23 protein-coding genes are annotated in these 18,029 nt (G+C 36.5%); 16 read left to right on the top strand and 7 right to left on the bottom strand.

Annotated elements, in window-relative coordinates:
- Positions 1–513 carry an adenine phosphoribosyltransferase gene (locus IGL17_RS07285; protein ID WP_002357441.1) on the top strand — a complete coding sequence of 171 codons (513 nt, stop codon included), beginning with the start codon at positions 1–3 and terminating at the stop codon, positions 511–513.
- A 106-nt stretch (positions 514–619) separates the two neighbouring features.
- On the opposite strand, the gene IGL17_RS07280 is transcribed toward IGL17_RS07285, so the two are convergent.
- Complete coding sequence (locus tag IGL17_RS07280; RefSeq protein WP_002360203.1) at positions 620–817, bottom strand: hypothetical protein; 198 nt, start codon at positions 815–817, stop codon at positions 620–622.
- Between the two features lie 193 nt (positions 818–1,010).
- On the bottom strand, positions 1,011–1,664 hold the full coding sequence (gene trhA / locus IGL17_RS07275) for a PAQR family membrane homeostasis protein TrhA (RefSeq protein WP_002357443.1): 654 nt from the start codon (positions 1,662–1,664) through the stop codon (positions 1,011–1,013).
- 131 nt (positions 1,665–1,795) lie between these two features.
- Here trhA and IGL17_RS07270 point away from each other — a divergent pair, with 131 nt between their 5' ends.
- The 12 genes from IGL17_RS07270 to IGL17_RS07215 all read left to right on the top strand — a co-directional run bounded on the left by IGL17_RS07270 (position 1,796) and on the right by IGL17_RS07215 (position 10,893).
- Entirely contained in the window at positions 1,796–2,638 is an 843-nt protein-coding gene (locus IGL17_RS07270; RefSeq protein ID WP_002357444.1) for a DegV family protein, read from the top strand.
- 103 nt (positions 2,639–2,741) lie between these two features.
- Positions 2,742–3,641 (top strand): SGNH/GDSL hydrolase family protein, encoded by a 900-nt coding sequence (locus IGL17_RS07265; protein ID WP_002365717.1) that lies wholly within the window; start codon positions 2,742–2,744, stop codon positions 3,639–3,641.
- A complete protein-coding gene (locus tag IGL17_RS07260) occupies positions 3,634–4,287 on the top strand; it encodes a YpmS family protein (protein WP_016618351.1) in 654 nt (217 codons plus the stop codon). The genes IGL17_RS07265 and IGL17_RS07260 overlap by 8 nt, the downstream gene beginning before the upstream one ends.
- 16 nt (positions 4,288–4,303) lie before the next feature.
- The gene (gene msrA, locus IGL17_RS07255) at positions 4,304–4,819 is read left to right on the top strand and encodes a peptide-methionine (S)-S-oxide reductase MsrA (protein ID WP_002357448.1); all 516 of its coding nucleotides are present in this window, start codon (positions 4,304–4,306) and stop codon (positions 4,817–4,819) included.
- 5 nt (positions 4,820–4,824) lie between these two features.
- Positions 4,825–5,043, top strand: coding sequence for a YozE family protein (locus IGL17_RS07250; RefSeq protein WP_002364020.1), 219 nt, complete (start codon positions 4,825–4,827; stop codon positions 5,041–5,043).
- A gap of 87 nt (positions 5,044–5,130) precedes the next feature.
- Entirely contained in the window at positions 5,131–6,573 is a 1,443-nt protein-coding gene (locus tag IGL17_RS07245; protein WP_016618352.1) for a S41 family peptidase, read from the top strand.
- An 18-nt stretch (positions 6,574–6,591) separates the two neighbouring features.
- Positions 6,592–7,146, top strand: coding sequence for a signal peptidase I (lepB, locus tag IGL17_RS07240; RefSeq protein ID WP_192190024.1), 555 nt, complete (start codon positions 6,592–6,594; stop codon positions 7,144–7,146).
- Between the two features lie 114 nt (positions 7,147–7,260).
- The gene (locus tag IGL17_RS07235; protein ID WP_016618353.1) at positions 7,261–7,710 is read left to right on the top strand and encodes a hypothetical protein; all 450 of its coding nucleotides are present in this window, start codon (positions 7,261–7,263) and stop codon (positions 7,708–7,710) included.
- A gap of 148 nt (positions 7,711–7,858) precedes the next feature.
- Positions 7,859–8,227 carry a GntR family transcriptional regulator gene (locus tag IGL17_RS07230; protein WP_002357453.1) on the top strand — a complete coding sequence of 123 codons (369 nt, stop codon included), beginning with the start codon at positions 7,859–7,861 and terminating at the stop codon, positions 8,225–8,227.
- The gene (locus IGL17_RS07225; RefSeq protein ID WP_016618354.1) at positions 8,224–9,078 is read left to right on the top strand and encodes an ATP-binding cassette domain-containing protein; all 855 of its coding nucleotides are present in this window, start codon (positions 8,224–8,226) and stop codon (positions 9,076–9,078) included. Before IGL17_RS07230 ends, IGL17_RS07225 begins: the two co-directional genes overlap by 4 nt.
- A 1-nt stretch (position 9,079) precedes the next feature.
- Positions 9,080–9,811 carry a hypothetical protein gene (locus IGL17_RS07220; RefSeq protein ID WP_002357455.1) on the top strand — a complete coding sequence of 244 codons (732 nt, stop codon included), beginning with the start codon at positions 9,080–9,082 and terminating at the stop codon, positions 9,809–9,811.
- A 113-nt stretch (positions 9,812–9,924) separates the two neighbouring features.
- Entirely contained in the window at positions 9,925–10,893 is a 969-nt protein-coding gene (locus IGL17_RS07215) for an NADP-dependent oxidoreductase (protein ID WP_002394481.1), read from the top strand.
- Positions 10,894–11,113: 220 nt separating this feature from the next.
- On the opposite strand, the gene IGL17_RS07210 is transcribed toward IGL17_RS07215, so the two are convergent.
- The 4 genes from IGL17_RS07210 to IGL17_RS07195 all read right to left on the bottom strand — a co-directional run bounded on the left by IGL17_RS07210 (position 11,114) and on the right by IGL17_RS07195 (position 14,053).
- Complete coding sequence (locus IGL17_RS07210) at positions 11,114–11,716, bottom strand: alpha/beta hydrolase (RefSeq protein ID WP_002361880.1); 603 nt, start codon at positions 11,714–11,716, stop codon at positions 11,114–11,116.
- Between the two features lie 12 nt (positions 11,717–11,728).
- On the bottom strand, positions 11,729–12,691 hold the full coding sequence (locus IGL17_RS07205; RefSeq protein WP_033596522.1) for a ring-cleaving dioxygenase: 963 nt from the start codon (positions 12,689–12,691) through the stop codon (positions 11,729–11,731).
- 10 nt (positions 12,692–12,701) lie between these two features.
- Positions 12,702–13,130, bottom strand: a complete 429-nt coding sequence (locus tag IGL17_RS07200) for a MarR family winged helix-turn-helix transcriptional regulator (protein WP_002374757.1) — start codon at positions 13,128–13,130, stop codon at positions 12,702–12,704.
- A gap of 128 nt (positions 13,131–13,258) precedes the next feature.
- Positions 13,259–14,053 carry an SDR family NAD(P)-dependent oxidoreductase gene (locus IGL17_RS07195; protein ID WP_002360217.1) on the bottom strand — a complete coding sequence of 265 codons (795 nt, stop codon included), beginning with the start codon at positions 14,051–14,053 and terminating at the stop codon, positions 13,259–13,261.
- Between the two features lie 196 nt (positions 14,054–14,249).
- On the opposite strand from IGL17_RS07195, the gene IGL17_RS07190 reads away from it, so the two are divergent.
- Together IGL17_RS07190 and IGL17_RS07185 are read left to right on the top strand one after the other, a co-directional pair.
- Positions 14,250–15,002, top strand: coding sequence for a DUF7006 family protein (locus IGL17_RS07190; protein ID WP_016618357.1), 753 nt, complete (start codon positions 14,250–14,252; stop codon positions 15,000–15,002).
- Between the two features lie 104 nt (positions 15,003–15,106).
- Positions 15,107–15,829 (top strand): TraX family protein, encoded by a 723-nt coding sequence (locus IGL17_RS07185; protein ID WP_002357468.1) that lies wholly within the window; start codon positions 15,107–15,109, stop codon positions 15,827–15,829.
- 59 nt (positions 15,830–15,888) lie between these two features.
- On the opposite strand, the gene IGL17_RS07180 is transcribed toward IGL17_RS07185, so the two are convergent.
- On the bottom strand, positions 15,889–16,923 hold the full coding sequence (locus IGL17_RS07180) for a YdcF family protein (RefSeq protein WP_016618358.1): 1,035 nt from the start codon (positions 16,921–16,923) through the stop codon (positions 15,889–15,891).
- 282 nt (positions 16,924–17,205) lie between these two features.
- On the opposite strand from IGL17_RS07180, the gene ptb reads away from it, so the two are divergent.
- A complete protein-coding gene (gene ptb, locus IGL17_RS07175; RefSeq protein WP_016617354.1) occupies positions 17,206–18,027 on the top strand; it encodes a branched-chain phosphotransacylase in 822 nt (273 codons plus the stop codon).
- Positions 18,028–18,029 lie beyond the last annotated feature (2 nt).

The following is an 18,029-nucleotide window of genomic DNA, read 5'->3' as shown; positions in this document are numbered from 1 at the left end:
ATGGATTTAAGAGATTACATTGCAAGCATTCCAGATTATCCTGAGAAAGGGATCGTGTTCCGTGACATTTCTCCATTAATGGCTAATGGGGATGCCTACCGTGAAGCAACGAAACAAATCGTGGATTACGCGAAAGAAAAAAGAATTGATATGGTTGTAGGACCGGAAGCTCGTGGCTTTATTGTCGGCTGTCCAGTGGCTTATGAACTAGGGGTTGGCTTTGCTCCGGTTCGTAAAAAAGGAAAACTTCCTCGTGAAACCATCGAAGTGACTTATGACTTAGAATATGGTTCAGATACATTAACGTTGCACAAAGATGCCATCACACCAGGTCAACGTGTTTTGATTTGTGATGACTTGCTAGCAACTGGTGGTACAATTAAAGCAACCATCGAATTAGTCGAACAATTAGGTGGTATTGTGGTTGGTTGTGCGTTCCTAATTGAATTAATGGATTTACATGGCCGCGATAAAATTGATGGCTACGATATTGTTACCTTAATGGAATACTAATCTAATTTAATTAGAAAGAGCGAAGGAATTTAATCCTTCGCTCTTTCTTTGACATATTTATAAAAACGGAGCATAGCTTGGGGGGAACACACCGTTTTATTATTTATTAAGGGAACTTACGATAAACGTATCTTGCTTGCTGTTGTTTACGTGTACGTGTATAACGCTTCTCATCCCATGACATAAACCAAAGAATAAATAACGGCGTCACGATCATAAAAGCAAGACGTAATCCTAATGTTCCCAAAAAAATACCTATAACCAATACAAAAAATAAAAATCCAACACGACGAATTGCTTCCATGTGTATCACCTCTTCATTTGATTCGAACTAGTGTTCGTATTGCTATTATACGAATGTATGTTTGTTTTGTAAAGTCTTTTCTACTAATTTATGTTAAAATAATTCGAAAAGAAGAATAATCCTTTATAATAAAGAGATTTAGGGCAATAAAAGAACACGATGCTTTGAGCATCGTGTTCTTATTGTGCTGTGATTACGTATAAAAGAGAACAGAAAAATACATGAGGATCGCTGCAAGCATGACGAACAAGTGCCAAACTACATGCATAAACCGCACATTTTTCAATGAATAGAAGGCGGCACCTAATGTGTAAGACACGCCCCCTGCGACCAATAACGCTGTTCCTGTAAACCCAAGAGATTCATATAACGGACGAGCAGCGATGATACAGAGCCAACCTAAAACAATATAAATAATCGTTGAAATGTTTTTCACTGTTTCTTGTTTATGCAACGTGAGGGATTTATAGACAATACCGACGATGGCGATTAACCAGACTAAACTAAACAAGGTCCAACCTAACCAACCGCCAATACTAATTAAGCAAAACGGCGTATAGCTGCCAGCAATCAATAAGAAAATAGAACTATGATCGAAGACCTGAAAGACCTTTTTGGCTCTTGTAAAAATTAAACTATGAAATAACGTTGAAGATAAAAAAAGTAGAATCAACATGGAGCCATAAATAGCATAAGATACCACGTGAATTGGTGAGCCTAAACGAGCCCCTTTAACAAGTAAAATGACTAAGCCAGCAATACTTAAACCTGCGCCTATGCCATGTGTAACTGCATTTAAGACTTCGTTCACGATTAGGTATTTTTTTGAGAAATGCGTTTTTTCCAATAAATTCACTTCCTTTATTTTAATTTGATGAAAAATTCGGCAGTGTCTGTTATACTATAACTAGATAATTAACCGTTTAATGGTATTCTACCATGAAAACAGGTTCCTTTTAAAGAAAGAGTGATAAATTTATGACAAACGTTAAAATCGTAACGGATTCTTCATGTACGATGGAAAAAAGTCTTAGAGATGAATTAAATATCCATATGATGCCTTTATCAATTATGGTTGATGGCGTTGTTTATCCAGATGATGATCATTTGCCAGGCGAAAAATTTATGGACATGATGGCTAATGCGAAGGCCTTACCCAAAACCAGTCAACCACCAATTGGTGAATTTGTAGAATTATATGATCGCTTAGGTGAAGATGGCAGTGAAGTAATTTCGATTCACATGACAAAAGGCTTAAGTGGAACGGTTGAAGCGGCCCGTCAAGCTAGCAACTTATCATCAAGTAAAGTAACGGTGATTGATAGCGATTTTACAGACCAAGGTTTGTCTTTCCAAGTCATTCAAGCAGCAAAATTGGCACAAGCGGGAGCGGGTGTTCCAGAAATTTTAGCTGAAATTGAACGCGTCAAACAAAATACTAAATTATACATTGGCATTTCAACATTGGATAATTTGGTTAAAGGTGGACGAATCAGCCGTACAACAGGATTATTATCAAACATTTTTAATATGAAAGTTGTCATGGACTTTGAAAATACGGAATTGATCCCTGTAGCGAAAGGCCGCGGCGTTAAAACGTTTAATAAATGGTTTGACGAATTGAAATCAGAATTAAGTAAGATTCCAAATGTTCGACAAATTGGCATTTCTCATGCGGATGGGCTAGAACTAGCAAATGGATTCAAAGAAGGATTACAAGCAATCTTTAAAGACATGGATATTCCCGTATTACATACGAATCCAGTCATTGCAACACATACAGGAAAAAATGCCTTTGCTATTATGTACTATACAGACTAAGAAATAACGAGGTTGGGTCTCGCTCTTAAATGAGTAGACGCAACCTCTTTCTAACAAGAAAAGGAAAATTTCTTGTTGGTTTATTTAAAAGGAAGTGACGAAGATGAAAAAACAAACACAGCATATTTTGCTGACCGTCTTAACACCTATCCTCATTGCGCTAGGTGTTTTTACATTGTTAAGTGTGGCCATCCCCAAAGCAAAGCCACTATTAAAGCAAGAGAAAGTGGCCACAACTGCTCAAAAAAATCAAAAAGAAGTCATTCATTATACAGCTATCGGTGATTCTTTAACTGAAGGAATTGGCGATTTGACGAATAGTGGAGGTTTTGTTCCTATTGTGGCAGATGATTTAAAAGAACACTACAACTTGAACGGTGTTCAAACAGACAATTTCGGGAAAAATGGGGATCGTAGTGATCAAATTTTAAAACGAATCAAAGAGAAACCTGAAATTCAAAAGGGCCTTGCCTCTGCGGACGTGATTACGCTAACGGTTGGTGGAAATGACTTAATGAAAGTAATTAGTAGTAATATTTTCGACTTGAAAGTCAGCTCGTTCAATCGTCCACAAAAAGCCTATCAACGCCGAGTAAGACGATTACTTGAAGAAATCCGAGAGTACAACGAGAAGGCCCCTATTTATGTCTTAGGAATTTACAATCCCTTCTACTTAAACTTTTCCGAAATTACAGAAATGCAAGAAATCGTTGATAATTGGAATCAAGCAACCGAAGAAATGGTTCAAGAACAAAAACGAGCCTATTTCATTCCTATCAATGATTTACTCTATAAAGGTCGTGGCGATGAAGTTGGCGTAACTGGTGGTGACTCAGAAACTACAGGAAGTAGTGCTAGCAAAGAGGATTTAAACAATTTGTTATATGAAGAAGATCGCTTCCATCCGAATAATCTTGGCTACCAAATTATGGCCGGAGCTGTCCGGGATGAAATGGTCAAGACAGAGAAAGAATGGATAACCAAATCAGAAGGTAGTGAATAAAATGAATGAAGAAAAGCCAAAAACAAGTAAATCAATTAAAAAGACACAACCAACCAATCTTAAACGAAATCCCTGGAAAATCGCTTTTCTTGTTCTAGTGGGTTTAATCATTGGTAGTGTAGCTTTCGTGACATTTCGAGCAACACAAGTTCGCGAACCAGATTTAAAGAAAATACCAGCAATTGTTGAAAAAGAAAGCGAGCCAGTCGTCACCATTCAGTCAAAAAAACAACAAGTGAACAAACTGATTGACTTTTATTTAGCCGACTTTCAAAAAGGTTCGGAGATCAAATATAAATTTTATTTAGAAAATGATGCTTTATTAAATGGAACATTTCAGGTGTTAGGGCATGACATTCCTTTTTACTTATATTTTGATCCTTACGTGATGGCGAATGGTAATGTACAATTAAAAGCAAAAAGTTTATCTATAGGAACGTTAGGCTTGCCAATTAAAGAAGTATTGAAATTTGCTAAACGTTCTTACAAACTACCTAAATGGGTTGAAATCAATCCAGATGATCAAACTGTTTTATTACGTTTAGATCAGTTTAGAATGCAAAATGGTCTATTTGTTCGAGCAGAAAAGATTAATTTAGTTGACGATGACATTCGGATGAATATATACTTGCCAAAAGAGAAATAAAAAAGGAGTGTTAGAGATGGAAGAAAAAGCAATTTTTGCAGGCGGCTGTTTCTGGTGTATGGTGCAGCCTTTTGATACACAACCAGGGATTATCTCAGTTGTTTCGGGTTATACAGGTGGGCACGTGCCTAATCCAACATATGAACAGGTTCTAACACACACAACAGGCCATACGGAAGCAGTAGAAATCACTTTTGATCCAGCGATTATTTCTTACGAACAATTAGTGGATATTTATTGGCAACAAACAGATCCTACTGATGCTTTCGGTCAGTTTCAAGACCGCGGCGATAATTATCGGCCAGTTATTTTTTATCGTTCCCAAGAACAAAAAGAAATTGCTGAGAAAAGTAAAGAACGTCTAGCTAATAGTGGCCGTTTTACAGAACCAATTGTTACCACCATCGAGCCAGCAGCACCATTTTATCCTGCTGAAGAATACCATCAAGACTTTTATAAAAAAGACGCTTTGCGTTATGGATTGTCCCATCAACGTAGAAGTGAATTTATTGAAGAAAAATGGAGTGACTAATTTACATGAGACGAAGCTTTTACCATTACTTAATGACATTAAAAGGTCCGGCTAAAGATTCTGAAACTGATTTTGCCAATGAAGCGGCCAAAGATATTCAGTTTCCAAAACAAACCGAGGATTATCATGAACTTTCTTCTTATTTAGAAATGAATGCTGACTATTTAAGCAACATGGACATCTTTGATGAGTTATGGGAAAAGTACCTTGAAAACAATAAATAAATCCAGAGGAAAAGCAAACAAAGCTTTTCCTCTTTTTTCATTCATGTTATAGTAAACAAAAGTAGTGACGAATTTGTTAGAAATGAGATGAAATCTATGAAGAACAAACGAACTGTTCCTTTTTATCAATATATTATTTCGCTCCTCTGTGTCGCATTTTTAGCTGGAGGAAGTAGTTATATTTATTTTGATCATCGTGTTAAAAAGATGAGTCAAGAAGGGGCAATTACCAATGCTGATTTAAGCAAAGTGCAGGATTTATATAATGAAATTAGTACCAATTATGTAGGTGAAGTAGATAAAAATGAATTAGTTGAAGGCGCCTTAAAAGGCATGTCTGAAGCCATTGGAGATCCATACTCAACTTATCTAAATGAATCTGCTGCCAATGATTTAAACGAAAGCTTATCTGGCGATTTTGAAGGAATTGGTGCCACTATGACAATGAAAGATGGCGAACCAGTTGTAGCAGAGGCCCCTGTAGCAGATTCCCCAGCTGAAAAAGCGGGAATCAAAGAAGGCGATATTATTGAAAAAGTTGATGGTACAGCTACAAAAGGGATGAAACTAGCAGAAGTCGTCTCAAAAGTCCGAGGTAAAAAAGGAACTTCCGTTGAATTGACTATCCAAAGAGAGGGAGAAACTAAAAATATCTCAATCAAACGTGGGAAAATTCCCGTTAAAACAGTGACAGGTGAGTTAGACAAAAAAGATGCACAAATTGGCTCGATTAAAATTACGTCCTTTGGTAAAAAAACATATCAGGAATTGAAAGAAACAATCACGAATTTACGAGACAAAGGAGCTAAATCCTTTGTAATTGATGTACGCCAAAATCCTGGTGGACTGCTAGATCAAGCAGAGCGAATGGCCAGTATGTTTTTAAAAAATGGCGAAATAATTGTTCAATTTGAAGACAAAAAAGGACGTACGATGAAAGAAGTTGCTTCCAAAGAATTAGACGACGGCTTTAAAGTAAAAGAACCTGTTGCAGTTATCATTGATGGCAATAGTGCCAGTGCATCCGAAATTTTTGCTGCAGCACTGCATGAATCTGCGAATGTCCCATTAATTGGAACGAAAACATTTGGCAAAGGAACGGTCCAAACGGTGAAGGATTTAAATGACCAAACCGAAATAAAATTGACTGTTTTAAAATGGTTAACACCAAAAGGCGAATGGATCAACGAAAAAGGAATTGAACCAACCATCAAAGCTGATTACCCCGAGTATGCCTATTTAAAATTGATTCCTCGCGATAAAACGCTAAAAGAAGGAGATCAATCTGAAGATATTCAGAACTTAAATGCTATTTTAGCTGTATTAGCGTATCCTGTTGATGAAAACAATGCAAACTACACCGCAGAAACAAAAGCAGCGGTTAGCGATCTTCAACAGAAAAATGGCTTGCCTATAACTGGAGAAATCGACAATGAAACAGCCACAAAAATTGAAGCCACTTTAGGTAAATTAATTCTTGAAAATGACGCTGCTTACGATACAGCAGTCAAGGAAATTCAAAAAAACTAGAAAAAAGGTGGCACGAAGTTGAAGAAGAAACGTGATTATGTTGGGTATTTAATGTACTTTCTGAAAATCTTAGTACCAGCAATCGTAGCCGTTTTTATTTTAAGAGGATTTTTCCTGATTCCTGTTCGGGTGGATGGCCATTCCATGCAAAAAACCTTGAATCAAGGAGATATGATTGTGATGGAAAAATTCTCCGCCATTAAACGGTTTGATGTGGTGGTCTTTAAAACAGACACAGGATCGATTCTGATTAAACGTGTGATTGGTTTACCAGGAGAAGCTGTGCGTTACGAAAACGATCAATTATATGTCAATAATCAGCCAATCGCTGAACCCTATTTAATTAAAAACAGAAAAAAAGATCATGAAACGATGCCTTACACTACGAATTTTGATTCAAAAGAATTGTTAATGCAAGAAAAATTACCTAAAGATAGCTATTTTGTACTTGGTGATAATCGCCGTATGTCCAAAGACAGCCGTTCTTTTGGTGCAATACATGCAGATCAAATCTTAGGGAAAGCACAATTTGTTTATTACCCACTCACTCATATGAAGATCATTCCTAAATAAGTAAGACCACTAGTTCGTTTATTTAAATAACGACTAGTGGTCTTTTCTAATCTGAAAAATTGTTCTCTTAGCTGAAAAATGTTAAGGTTAAAGTAATGATAGATGTAGGAGGTCATGCAAATGATTAGAAAAACTATTTTAGCAAGCTCTATCTTAGGCGTTGGGTTGCTAATTGGTGCATGTGGGAATCAAACCCAAACCCAAATGAATTCAACCAATACCAGTGAATCATCACAGCCTAAAGTAACCGAATCAAGTCGCAAGCCATCTGAAAGTGCGTCTAATAACGAAGGTGTATCAAGCGATTCTAGTAAATCCACAAGTTCCACTACAGAATCAGAAATCTTAAAAGGTCTGGCGGAAGAAAAAACGCTAAAAGAAAAAATTCCGTCCTTGAATCAAACAACGATTAAGAAAGTCACTGATAATGAGTATAAACGCATTCTTGTGATGGAAGAAAAGGCTACAGGAACGACCTATAAAAGTATTTTGATAAAAAAACAAAATCGCTTAAAAATTGTCAACGAAACAACCGATGAATTGTTATACAATGGAACCCTATAAGAACGAAACCATTCAATAAACTCAAAAGTATCGCCATTGTTTTCAAAGAAAAATTTCTTTGGAAACAATGGTTTTTTTGTTGACAAAAGAATTTCTAAGATATATAGTTAGTTACATAAGTAGTTAACCGTTTAAGCGAGGTGTAAAAATGGAATTTAATTTTTCGGGGGAAAAGCCTTTATTTCAGCAAGTAGCCGATCAGATTGCCGAAGGAATTTTTAATGGCGCTTACTTAGAAGGCGAACAAATTCCCTCAACCACAGAAATATCAAAAAGTTACCAAATCAATCCAGCCACCGTTTTAAAAGGAATGAATTTATTAGTAGAACGACAGTTGATTGAAAAGAAACGGGGGATTGGCATGTTTGTCTTACCAGGCGCTCAAGAGAGAGTAAGAAGTGCACGGAAAGAAGAATTTTTAAATAAAGAAGTCTTAGAAGTTGTCGCCGAAGCCAAAAAATTAGGGATCACAGCTGAACAATTAAAACAACTAATTGAAAGAGGGTATGACGCATGAGTTTGCGGGTGGAATCAGTAAGTAAAAAATATCATCAAAAAAAAGCACTAGATAATATTTCAATTACTTTTGAAAAAGAAACGATTTATGGGCTCTTAGGCAGAAACGGGGCTGGTAAAAGTACGTTATTAAATATCATAAATAATCGAAGTTTTGCCACTTCAGGTTCCGTTAAATTGGCGGGAGAAACAGTGACCGATAATGAGGCTGCTTTGAATCATATTTACTTAATGAGTGAAGATAATTTATTTCCTCCTCAGTTAAAAATTAAAGATATTTTTAAAACGACTGAAGGTTTTTATGGATCCTTTGACTGGTCTTTAGCCGAACAAATGTTAAGCGATTTTGATTTAGATGGCAAAAAGACATTCAAAAAATTATCAACTGGTTATCGGAGTATTGCTAAACTAATAGTGGCGCTATCCGTCCCCTGTGAGTATATTTTTTTAGATGAGCCAGTCTTAGGTTTAGACGCCAATCATCGGGAATTATTTTATACTTATTTAATTGAGACATACCAAGAACGTCCCCGTACGTTTGTGATTTCCACCCATTTGATTGAAGAAATTGCGAATTTATTAGAAGATATTATCATCATTGATCAAGGAAAATTGATTCGCGCAGAATCTATTGAAACAATTTTGAAAAACGGTCGCATTGTTTCTGGGCCGAAAGAACAAGTAGAGCGCTATACTCAGTCATTGGAAATCTTAGGCATGGACACTTTAGGTGGAGCAGTTACGGCTTACGTGTACGGCGACTTGCCGACTGAAAAAGCAGAGGTTCAAATTGCGCCGCTAAATTTACAAACATATTTTGTACAATTAACCAATAGAAAGAAGGAAAAGTAAAATGAAATTTAAAACAGCTTTGCAGTATCGTGTTATTTATCAAGTCCGTTCTTTAGCAATTTATTTTGGCTTTTATGCTTTGTTCGGCATTCTTTTTCCTCTTATTGGCTTGCTCTTTTCTAACGACGTAAATACTGTCAGCTCTGATGCAGTAATTCCTTGTCTGGTTTTTATGGGGATACTATCATTTTTAGGGGTAAACACAGATTTTAAACTGTTTATTCAAAACGGGCTTTCCCGCTGGACGATTTTTTTGGTGAATTTTGTAAGTAATGCTATTTTATCTTTGGTTGGATCCTTGGCTGTACTTGTACTGATTAAAGTATTTAGCGGCAATTTCATTTCTCATTTTCAATTATCAATGAAATTAATTGATGTCTATGCGCAAGGAAACTTTTTCATGTCGTGGTTGCTCTTTTTTATCTTACTAATGCTTAGCGGCTCACTTGGCTTGTTAGCAGGTGTCTTTAATGATCGGATAGATGGCGTAAAAAAACTCATTGTTTTATTGCTGTTATTAATGATTCCTATTTTACTGGGCACGATTGCACAATTAGGGGGGGCACCAATGCGCCTGAGAATGCTCCATGTCTTGCAAGCAATGGTTGGTTATCAATCCACTGGTTTTACTGTCCTACCACTTCTTCTGACAATCAGTTGCTTTGTTGGCATTAATCTTGGTTTGGCCTATTTATTGAATAAACATCGTGAAATTAAACGCGTAAATGCATAACTAATTAAATTAAAACAGATCGAGATTAATAATGAATACACTTTCTCTCAATTTAACTAAAGCATATTCTTATATAAAAAGAAGGCAATAGGCGTATACTAAAAGTGTGAAAAATGAAACAAATGAGAGGAAGTTGGTTTATGAAAGCTGTTGTGATTAATCAGTACGGAAGTAAAGAGGTACTTGAAGAAGCAGAAGTAACACTGCCAGAATTATCGGAACATCAAGTGTTGGTAAAAGAATACGCGACATCAATTAATCCGATTGATTGGAAATTGCGTGAAGGATATTTAAAACAGATGTTTGATTGGTCCTTTCCGATTATTCTTGGTTGGGATGTCGCTGGTGTGATTACAGAGGTGGGGAGTCAAGTAACGGATTGGCAAGTTGGCGATAAAGTTTTTGCTCGTCCTGAAACCACTCGTTTTGGTACCTATGCAGAAGTAACGATTGTGGATGATCATTTATTAGCAAAAATCCCTGAAACAATTAGCTTTGAAGAAGCGGCTGCCGTTCCGTTGGCTGGTTTAACCGCTTGGCAAGCATTGTTTGATCATGGTCACCTTAAAGAAGGAGAAACTGTTTTAATTCATGCTGGTGCAGGTGGGGTCGGTACTTATGCGATTCAACTAGCAAAAGAAGCGGGCGCACATGTCATCACGACCGCTAGCGCAAAAAATCATGCCTTACTGAAAAAAATTGGTGCAGATGAAGTGATTGATTATCATACAACGAATTTTGCAGAGGTATTAGCTGATGTTGATTTGGTCTTTGATACAATGGGTGGTGAGGTTCAAAAAAATAGTTTTGACGTCTTAAAACCAAACACAGGTCGTCTTGTTTCAATTGTGGGCATTGAAGATAAACAATTGGCAGCCGAAAAAAATATTTCTGCTGAAAGTATTTGGCTTCAACCAAATGGAGAACAATTACAAAAAATTGCTGATTTGATGGCAGCTGGAAAAGTGAAATCAATTATTGGTGAAGTTTTCCCTTTTTCTAGACAAGGGATTTATGATGCACATGCACTCAGTGAAACGCACCATGCAGTTGGTAAAATAGTTGTTCAAATGGCAGAATAAAAAGAAGCTCAGACAGTGAATTATCTTAAAATAGAAAAAGTGAGCCTGGGACAAAAATCCAAAGAGATTTTTGTCCCAGGCTCAAAACCTGATAAACGGCGGGAACAGAACTAACTCCTTCGGAAATAAGCCGAAATTCTCCAAAAATTAAAGAGCAATTTTCGGAAATTTCTTCTTATTTCTCGGAGCTAAACGGTTCTGTCCCGACCTCACTTTTTTGTTAAGAGGACAGATGTGCCAACCAAGTTTGTGTTTCCTTAATTTCTTGATAAGTTAATTGATGACTTTGTGTCCAAACCTCTTGTACGGTTGCTCCATGATTCTGAAATAATTGAATCACACGCATACTCTCAGGAAGTGGGACAATCGGGTCATGCTCTCCTAGAGATAATAAAACAGAAGTGTCGGTCAAGTCTGGTTGATTGGTCAATTCAACAGGAAACATGGGATGATAGAGGACAGCTTGATGGTAGCTGTCGGGATGAGTAAGCAATAATTGAATAGCGATATTGGCCCCATTTGAATAGCCAATAAAAATAATTTTATCCAATGAAAATTGATGCTCGTTAGCGGCTTGTTGAATAAACTTATGAAGCGCCTCGCCGCGTTTTTCTAGATCTTCTAAGTCATAATGACCTTCCGCTAGGCGCTTAAAATAACGATTCATTCCATTTTCTGAAACATCACCACGAATACTTAGCACAGTAGCTTGTTTATTTAGTTCTTGGGCAATTGGTAGGAGAGATGTTTCATCACCACCTGTACCGTGAAGTAGCACAAAGACAGGTGCTTCAGGATGTCCTTTTTTAAAAATTGAATGCATGTTTTTTCCTCCTTAGGCTCGTTTTGTATTGAAAGGCTTGATAACACTCTCAATATACTCACGACGGTTTTCTAAAAATGGCGCAAGAGATAACTTTTCTCCTAATGTTTCGTAAGGTTCATCCCCCATAAATCCTGGTTCATCGGTGGCTAATTCGACTAAAATATGCCCAATACGAACATACAATGATTCAAAGTAATAACGATCGACATAGCCAGAGTTTTGTAAGCCTAAATGATCAAAGAGCGCTTGCCAAGTCCCAAGTGATTTACGATCCGCTAGGCGGAATGCAACGTGATGTACTTCACCATATCCTTGTTGCGCTTGTGAGCTAGTATCATCGTCTACCAAAATGACTTGGGCACCATTGCCACCTTGGCCAACTTCTAGTAAATAGCGATTGCCTTCTTGTGCCACTACGTGAAAGCCTAGAATTTCTTCAAAGACTTCTTTGAATTCATGAAAATAGGAAATAGCTATTTCGACAGGTCCTAAGCCATAAATCGCAAATTCTGTAGGGACAGGTCCTTTTTTCCAAGGGGTGCCCGCTGCAACGCCCTGATTTAATTCATCAGAGATTAATTGATACGCTTGATCATCAAAATCCCAGAAGCGAAGGACTTTTTTGCCAAATTCTTCAGAAATACCTGTGTGTTTGACAGCAAATTCATTGAAGCGATTTTCATAATAAGTCAAAGCTGCATCTGAAGGAACCCGGAACCCTGTTCTTGAAATTGTATTGGTTCCTTTTAATCCTTTAGGGTTATTGGGAAAATCGAAAAAGGTCATGGTTGTACCTGGTGTACCCAAATCATCGGCAAAATAGGTGTGGTAAGTATAGATATCATCTTGATTCACTGTTTTTTTGACTAAACGCATCCCTAAAACGTCCGTAAAGAAGTGATAGTTTTTTTCTGCATCACTTGTCATAGCTGTAACGTGGTGGATTCCTAATAATTGATCTTCTTTTTTCATCATTATTTCCTCATTTCGTTTCATTTGTTATTTTTCGTAAAGTTTTTTGAAGAAGTGTTAATTCTTCGGAAGAGAGTTGTTCAAATGCTTCTGCAATTCGCTTTGCATGCGTCGGGAAAATTTCTTTAATTAATGTTTTTCCAGCTTCTGTTAATTCAACGTAAGTAATGCGTCGGTCTTTTTCACTGGGGGTGCGCGTTACATAGCCTTTTTTATGTAATTGGTCAATAACATAAGTGGTGCTACTGCTAGCAATTAAAATTTTCTCCTTAATTTTTTGGATGGTCTGAGGACCTTTATGGAGTAACAGCTCTAACACTGAAAATTCTGTAATGTTTAAGTCATAACAAGTGACATCTTGCTTGGCAAGTTGCTCTAGTTGATGGCTGGTTCTTAATAAACCGATATAGGCTTTTAAAGCTTCTTGCTGTTGGGTCATTGTTTCACCTCTTTTTATTTCGAATTCGAGATAAATATAACTTACTTTTGGTAAGTAATCAATTAATATGCTTAAAAAGACAGCCAGCAAAAAATGTGAATTTTTGCTGGCTGTCTTTTTTGTTTAATTTAGAAGATCGTTGGAACTAAGCCGCCATCGATTCTTAAGGCTTCGCCTGAGAATGAAGAAGAATCCGGGCTGGCCACAAAGGTAACAAAACGACCAATTTCTTCTGGTCGAATGAGCCGTTGGATTTGTGAACGAGAACGATGATTTTTCATGAAATCTTTTTCCCAATCCTCTTTGGGAATGTCTGAATCAGCGTACATATCTTCCAACATTTTTTCTACACCTTCGGTAAGGGTTGAGCCAGGCATAACCGTGTTAACGGTGACATGTGTGCCGACAGTTAAGTTGGATAAACTTTTAGCTAAGGAAAGATTCATCGTTTTTGTCATGCTATATTGGGGCATTTCGCCAGAAGGCATCACCGCTTCTTCGCTAGCGATGAAAATAATGCGACCAAAATCTTGTGCAAGCATTTTAGGTAGATAAGCTTTTGCTAATGCATTGCCTGACAACACATTCACAGTAAAAAATTTTTCCCAAGTGGCGTCATCGATGTCCCAGTATTCCATTGGCTCAAAAATCCCCATATTGTTCACTAAAATGTCGACTTTAGGGAATTTTTCAAGTAAAGTAGTTCGTTGACTTTCAATGGAAATATCGGCAGTTCCTGCTTGAGGATGAGTGTCTGGAAACATTGTTTGTATTTCTTCAACAACTTTGATTACTTCGGCTTCATTGCGCCCATTGATAATGACATCGGTCCCTTCACGAGCCATTTCAATCGCAATTGCTTTGCCAATTCCTTTGGTTGAACCAGTAATTAATGCTAATTTATTCGTTAAGTGTAAATCCATTTAAATCCCTCCAACGTTTGTCTATCTCTAGTGTAGGTCTTTTTCTGGACTTTTAAAAGGAAAAAGTTTTTTCGGCCCGCGAGAAACAAGCCCCAATAATTACTTAACAGCTGAGTTTTCACTTTTTGGGCGTAAAACGAGTAATTATTGTCAGTAAAAAAGCGTCACTTTTTTGATAGAATAACTAGAGACGAAATTGGCTAAGACCAATTTTGTAAAATTGTACATAAAAAAGAAGAGTGGGAATGCTATGAAGAAACAATATTACTGGAATATACCCGATAACTTATTAAACTCGTTAAAACAGCGGAAAAAGTTATACAGCTTTTATAAAAATGAACAAAATAAGGCAAGAGAATTAGTAGAGAATTGTCAGTCGGTTCTTTTTCCTGAATTAGTCGCTTCGCTGAATAAAATAGATGAGCGGATTAAATTATTGATATTCTATCAAAATTTAGAAGATTGTGAGCTTTCAGAAGAAGAAATTATTACTGTGATTGAGCGAGAATATTTTGTGACTTTTTATGAAACAATTGAAGAACCGACCACTGAAATTATTAGTAGTCATTCTATGTATTATTTATTGCAACAGCCGACTAAAGAAATACTTTGGGATTTAGACTTTAGTAACATGTTAAAACAAGGTCAGTTAGTTGATTTAATGGATTATCAAAAATTGACCAAATGTTATCAAAAGCTGCAGAATCAAGCTAAAAATTTGATTGAAAAATTAAATAAAGAAACATTTTACACATTCTATAGTCAACTTTTATTGATTGACTGCCAATGCAAATTATTAATAGAAGAGGCGCTTCTGAAAGAAGAATCATTGATGACGGTCGATGAATGCTTAATAGCCATTAAGCAAGAAATTCGAAAAATTCATTTTGAACAATTTAAATACCAACATTATTTATTTGAAGACTTATCTTTGCGGTACCAAGTTTAACGGAAGTGACAAAAAGAATGGTTGAATCTAACAAGAATGTTCGTTGTTTTCTGTTATATAAAAAGATATGATAGTTTCTGTAGAAAAAATAAAGGAGACGATTCATGAACGCAAATCGCTTAAAGTTATTGATGATGGGGTTAATGGTTCTTGACCATATTAGTTATTTTGTTCCGCCAGAATGGGCACTGATTTTTCATGTAATTACTCGTTGTGTCGGTGTATTTTTTGGTTACATGGCTGTAGAAGGGTTCAACTATACACGGAATGTTTATCGTTACAATGGTCGTTTGTATATTTGGGCAGCAATCATGTTTGTTGGAAATACGCTTCTAAATCATTTAGTGAATAATCCAGCTGTTGCTGTTCACAACAATATTTTCTTCACCTTAGCCCTTGGTGTCAGTATGTTAATTGTGACAAAAGCGATGCTAGAGATGCCAAAAATCAGTTTAAAAATTGTTTTATTGATTAGTATATTAGCAATTTTAGGAATAGGAGCAATGTTTGCTGAAGGTGGCATTGTGATGTTACCTTTTATGTTGATTACGTATTTAGCCAGAAAGAGACTTGTCTTACGGAACTGTTTATATGGTGCATTAGCGCTCTTTTTCTTAGTTACAAGTTTTCAATGGTTGGGAGATTGGCCAACGACAATTGAAATGTTAGCTTATAATTCTGATTTTATGTTTATCACTGTGTTACCATTTATATCGCTTTACAATGGTGAGAGAGGAAGCAAAGCACCATTTTTCAAATATTTATTTTACGGATTCTATCCGCTTCATTTATGGCTGATTGCATTGATAGCCAATTACGTTCATTAAACCTTTTTATATTAAAAGAATAAAAACAGCGACTCACAAAAATGTGAGTCGCTGTTTTTTTAGATGGGTAAGATACTGATTCCTAAAAGAAGAGTGACAAGTAGAAAAACAAAAAGCACAATTCGCTTATCATGAACCAGTAAGGCAATGTATTCTCGGATTAGAGCAGTTGGTAAAAAATATAAGGCAGTTGGCGCCCCGACACCTTCAGCTTTTAAGCCGACACGATGGGCATACATAGCTCCTCGTAAGACATGATAGTTATTTGTTGAAAAAATAACAGAGGGTTGTTTAGAATCAGACGGCATCTTTTGCCAATCTGCCTGAATTATTGCTTTAGAAAACAACATATTTTCATAAGTGGTTGTGGATTGGTCCTCCATCAAAATTGCTTCTGCAGGAATATTTTGTGAAAGCAAATATTTTTTCATTGCGAAAGCTTCGGCCACAGGTTCGTCAGGACCTTGACCCCCGCTGACTACAATTTTAGCGGTGGGGTTTTTTTCATAATATTCAATCCCTTTATCTAACCGACTCTTCAAAAGTGGAGGTACTTCCTCGCTACGAATTCCCGAACCTAAAACAATGATATAATCAACCGCTTTTTTTAAAGGAATCATTTGGTACATCCATGAATACAAGACGTAAGCAGCAAATAGAAAGGTCAGCAAAAGATCCATTAACAATAGAAAAAGTAAGAACAGAAAAAGCACATAAGGTATTTGCGCTGTGCCAACTGATAATAAATATAGAAAGGCGGGTAAAGCAATTAATAAGTTCAGCCCTAGGCCAGCAGACAATTTAGCCGTGACACTTTTGCCTTCTTTCGTTTGCATCGTACGTGAGTTAAAAATAAAGTAAAGGCAAATGCCGATAAACACAGCGGGAATTAATAGATAAGCAATGGCCAAAGTAATTAGGTCGCCATTCTTAAAATGTAAATAAATTTTGTCTAGTCCGATAAATAGTAAGGTGACTAATGACAATAAGGTGCCAGAAGCCAGAGTGATACCGCCGAGGATACTGCGGTTATTAATTTTTAATATACCAAATCCTAGTAGGGCGATAAACAAAAAGAATAGTAGTAGTGCCATTTAATTCCTCCTAAAAATAAGTATCTAAAGTATAACATGCTTTAGGATCTGACATAAATAAACAGCTGTGCCGAAGCATAAGTTTTCCTTTCATTCTTAGAAAAGAAGTTTTTTCATGAAAAGTAAATTAGATAACAATTGTTTAGAGAAAGAAAAGCTTGATTTACTAAGCTTTTCCTTCTCTATAAAAAATATTAATAAGGACATAAAAATTAACAATTTGTATGCGCTTACATACTGAGGTAGATTTAAAGTGTAAAGAAGAAAAAATGAGGTGAGAAAATGATCACTGTTTCAATTGCAGGAGGTTCACAACCAGAGATTTTACAGCTAGTTAAAAAAGCACTAAAAGAAGCCGAGCAACCATTGCAGTTTATTGTATTTGATACAAATGAAAATCTTGATACTGAAAATCTCTGGAAATATGTTCATTGCTCAGATGAGGCCACGGTAGCACAGGAAGCTGTCAGTTTAGTTGCAACTGGTCAAGCACAAATTTTATTGAAAGGAATTATTCAGACCCACACATTACTAAAAGAAATGTTGAAAAGTGAGCATCAATTAAAAAATAAACCGATTCTTTCCCATGTAGCAATGGTGGAGCTGCCTGCAGGAAAAACCTTCTTGTTAACCGATTGTGCGATGAATATCGCTCCCACTCAAGCAACCCTCATTGAAATTGTTGAAAATGCTAAAGAAGTCGCCCAAAAATTGGGATTGCATCACCCGAAAATTGCTTTGTTAAGCGCAGCGGAAAATTTCAATCCTAAAATGCCTTCGTCTGTTTTAGCAAAAGAAGTCACGGCACATTTTAATGGTCAACAAGAGGCTACGGTTTTTGGGCCACTTTCGCTTGATTTAGCGACCTCTGAAGAAGCGGTTGCGCATAAACGTTACAGCGGTCCTATCATGGGGGATGCAGATATTTTAGTGGTCCCAACTATTGATGTTGGAAATTGTTTATACAAATCATTAACCTTGTTTGGGCACGCCAAAGTGGGAGGAACGATTGTTGGCACAAAAGTCCCAGTCGTTTTAACATCTAGAAGCGATTCAACAGAAAGCAAATTCCATTCATTAAGATTTGCCATGAGACAAGTTTAAAA

Origin of the sequence: Enterococcus sp. AZ088, from assembly GCF_051714845.1 — a bacterium.
GTDB lineage: Bacteria > Bacillota > Bacilli > Lactobacillales > Enterococcaceae > Enterococcus > Enterococcus faecalis.
Note: the sequence above shows the minus strand (reverse complement) of the source record. Positions and strands in the feature narration are given on the sequence as shown.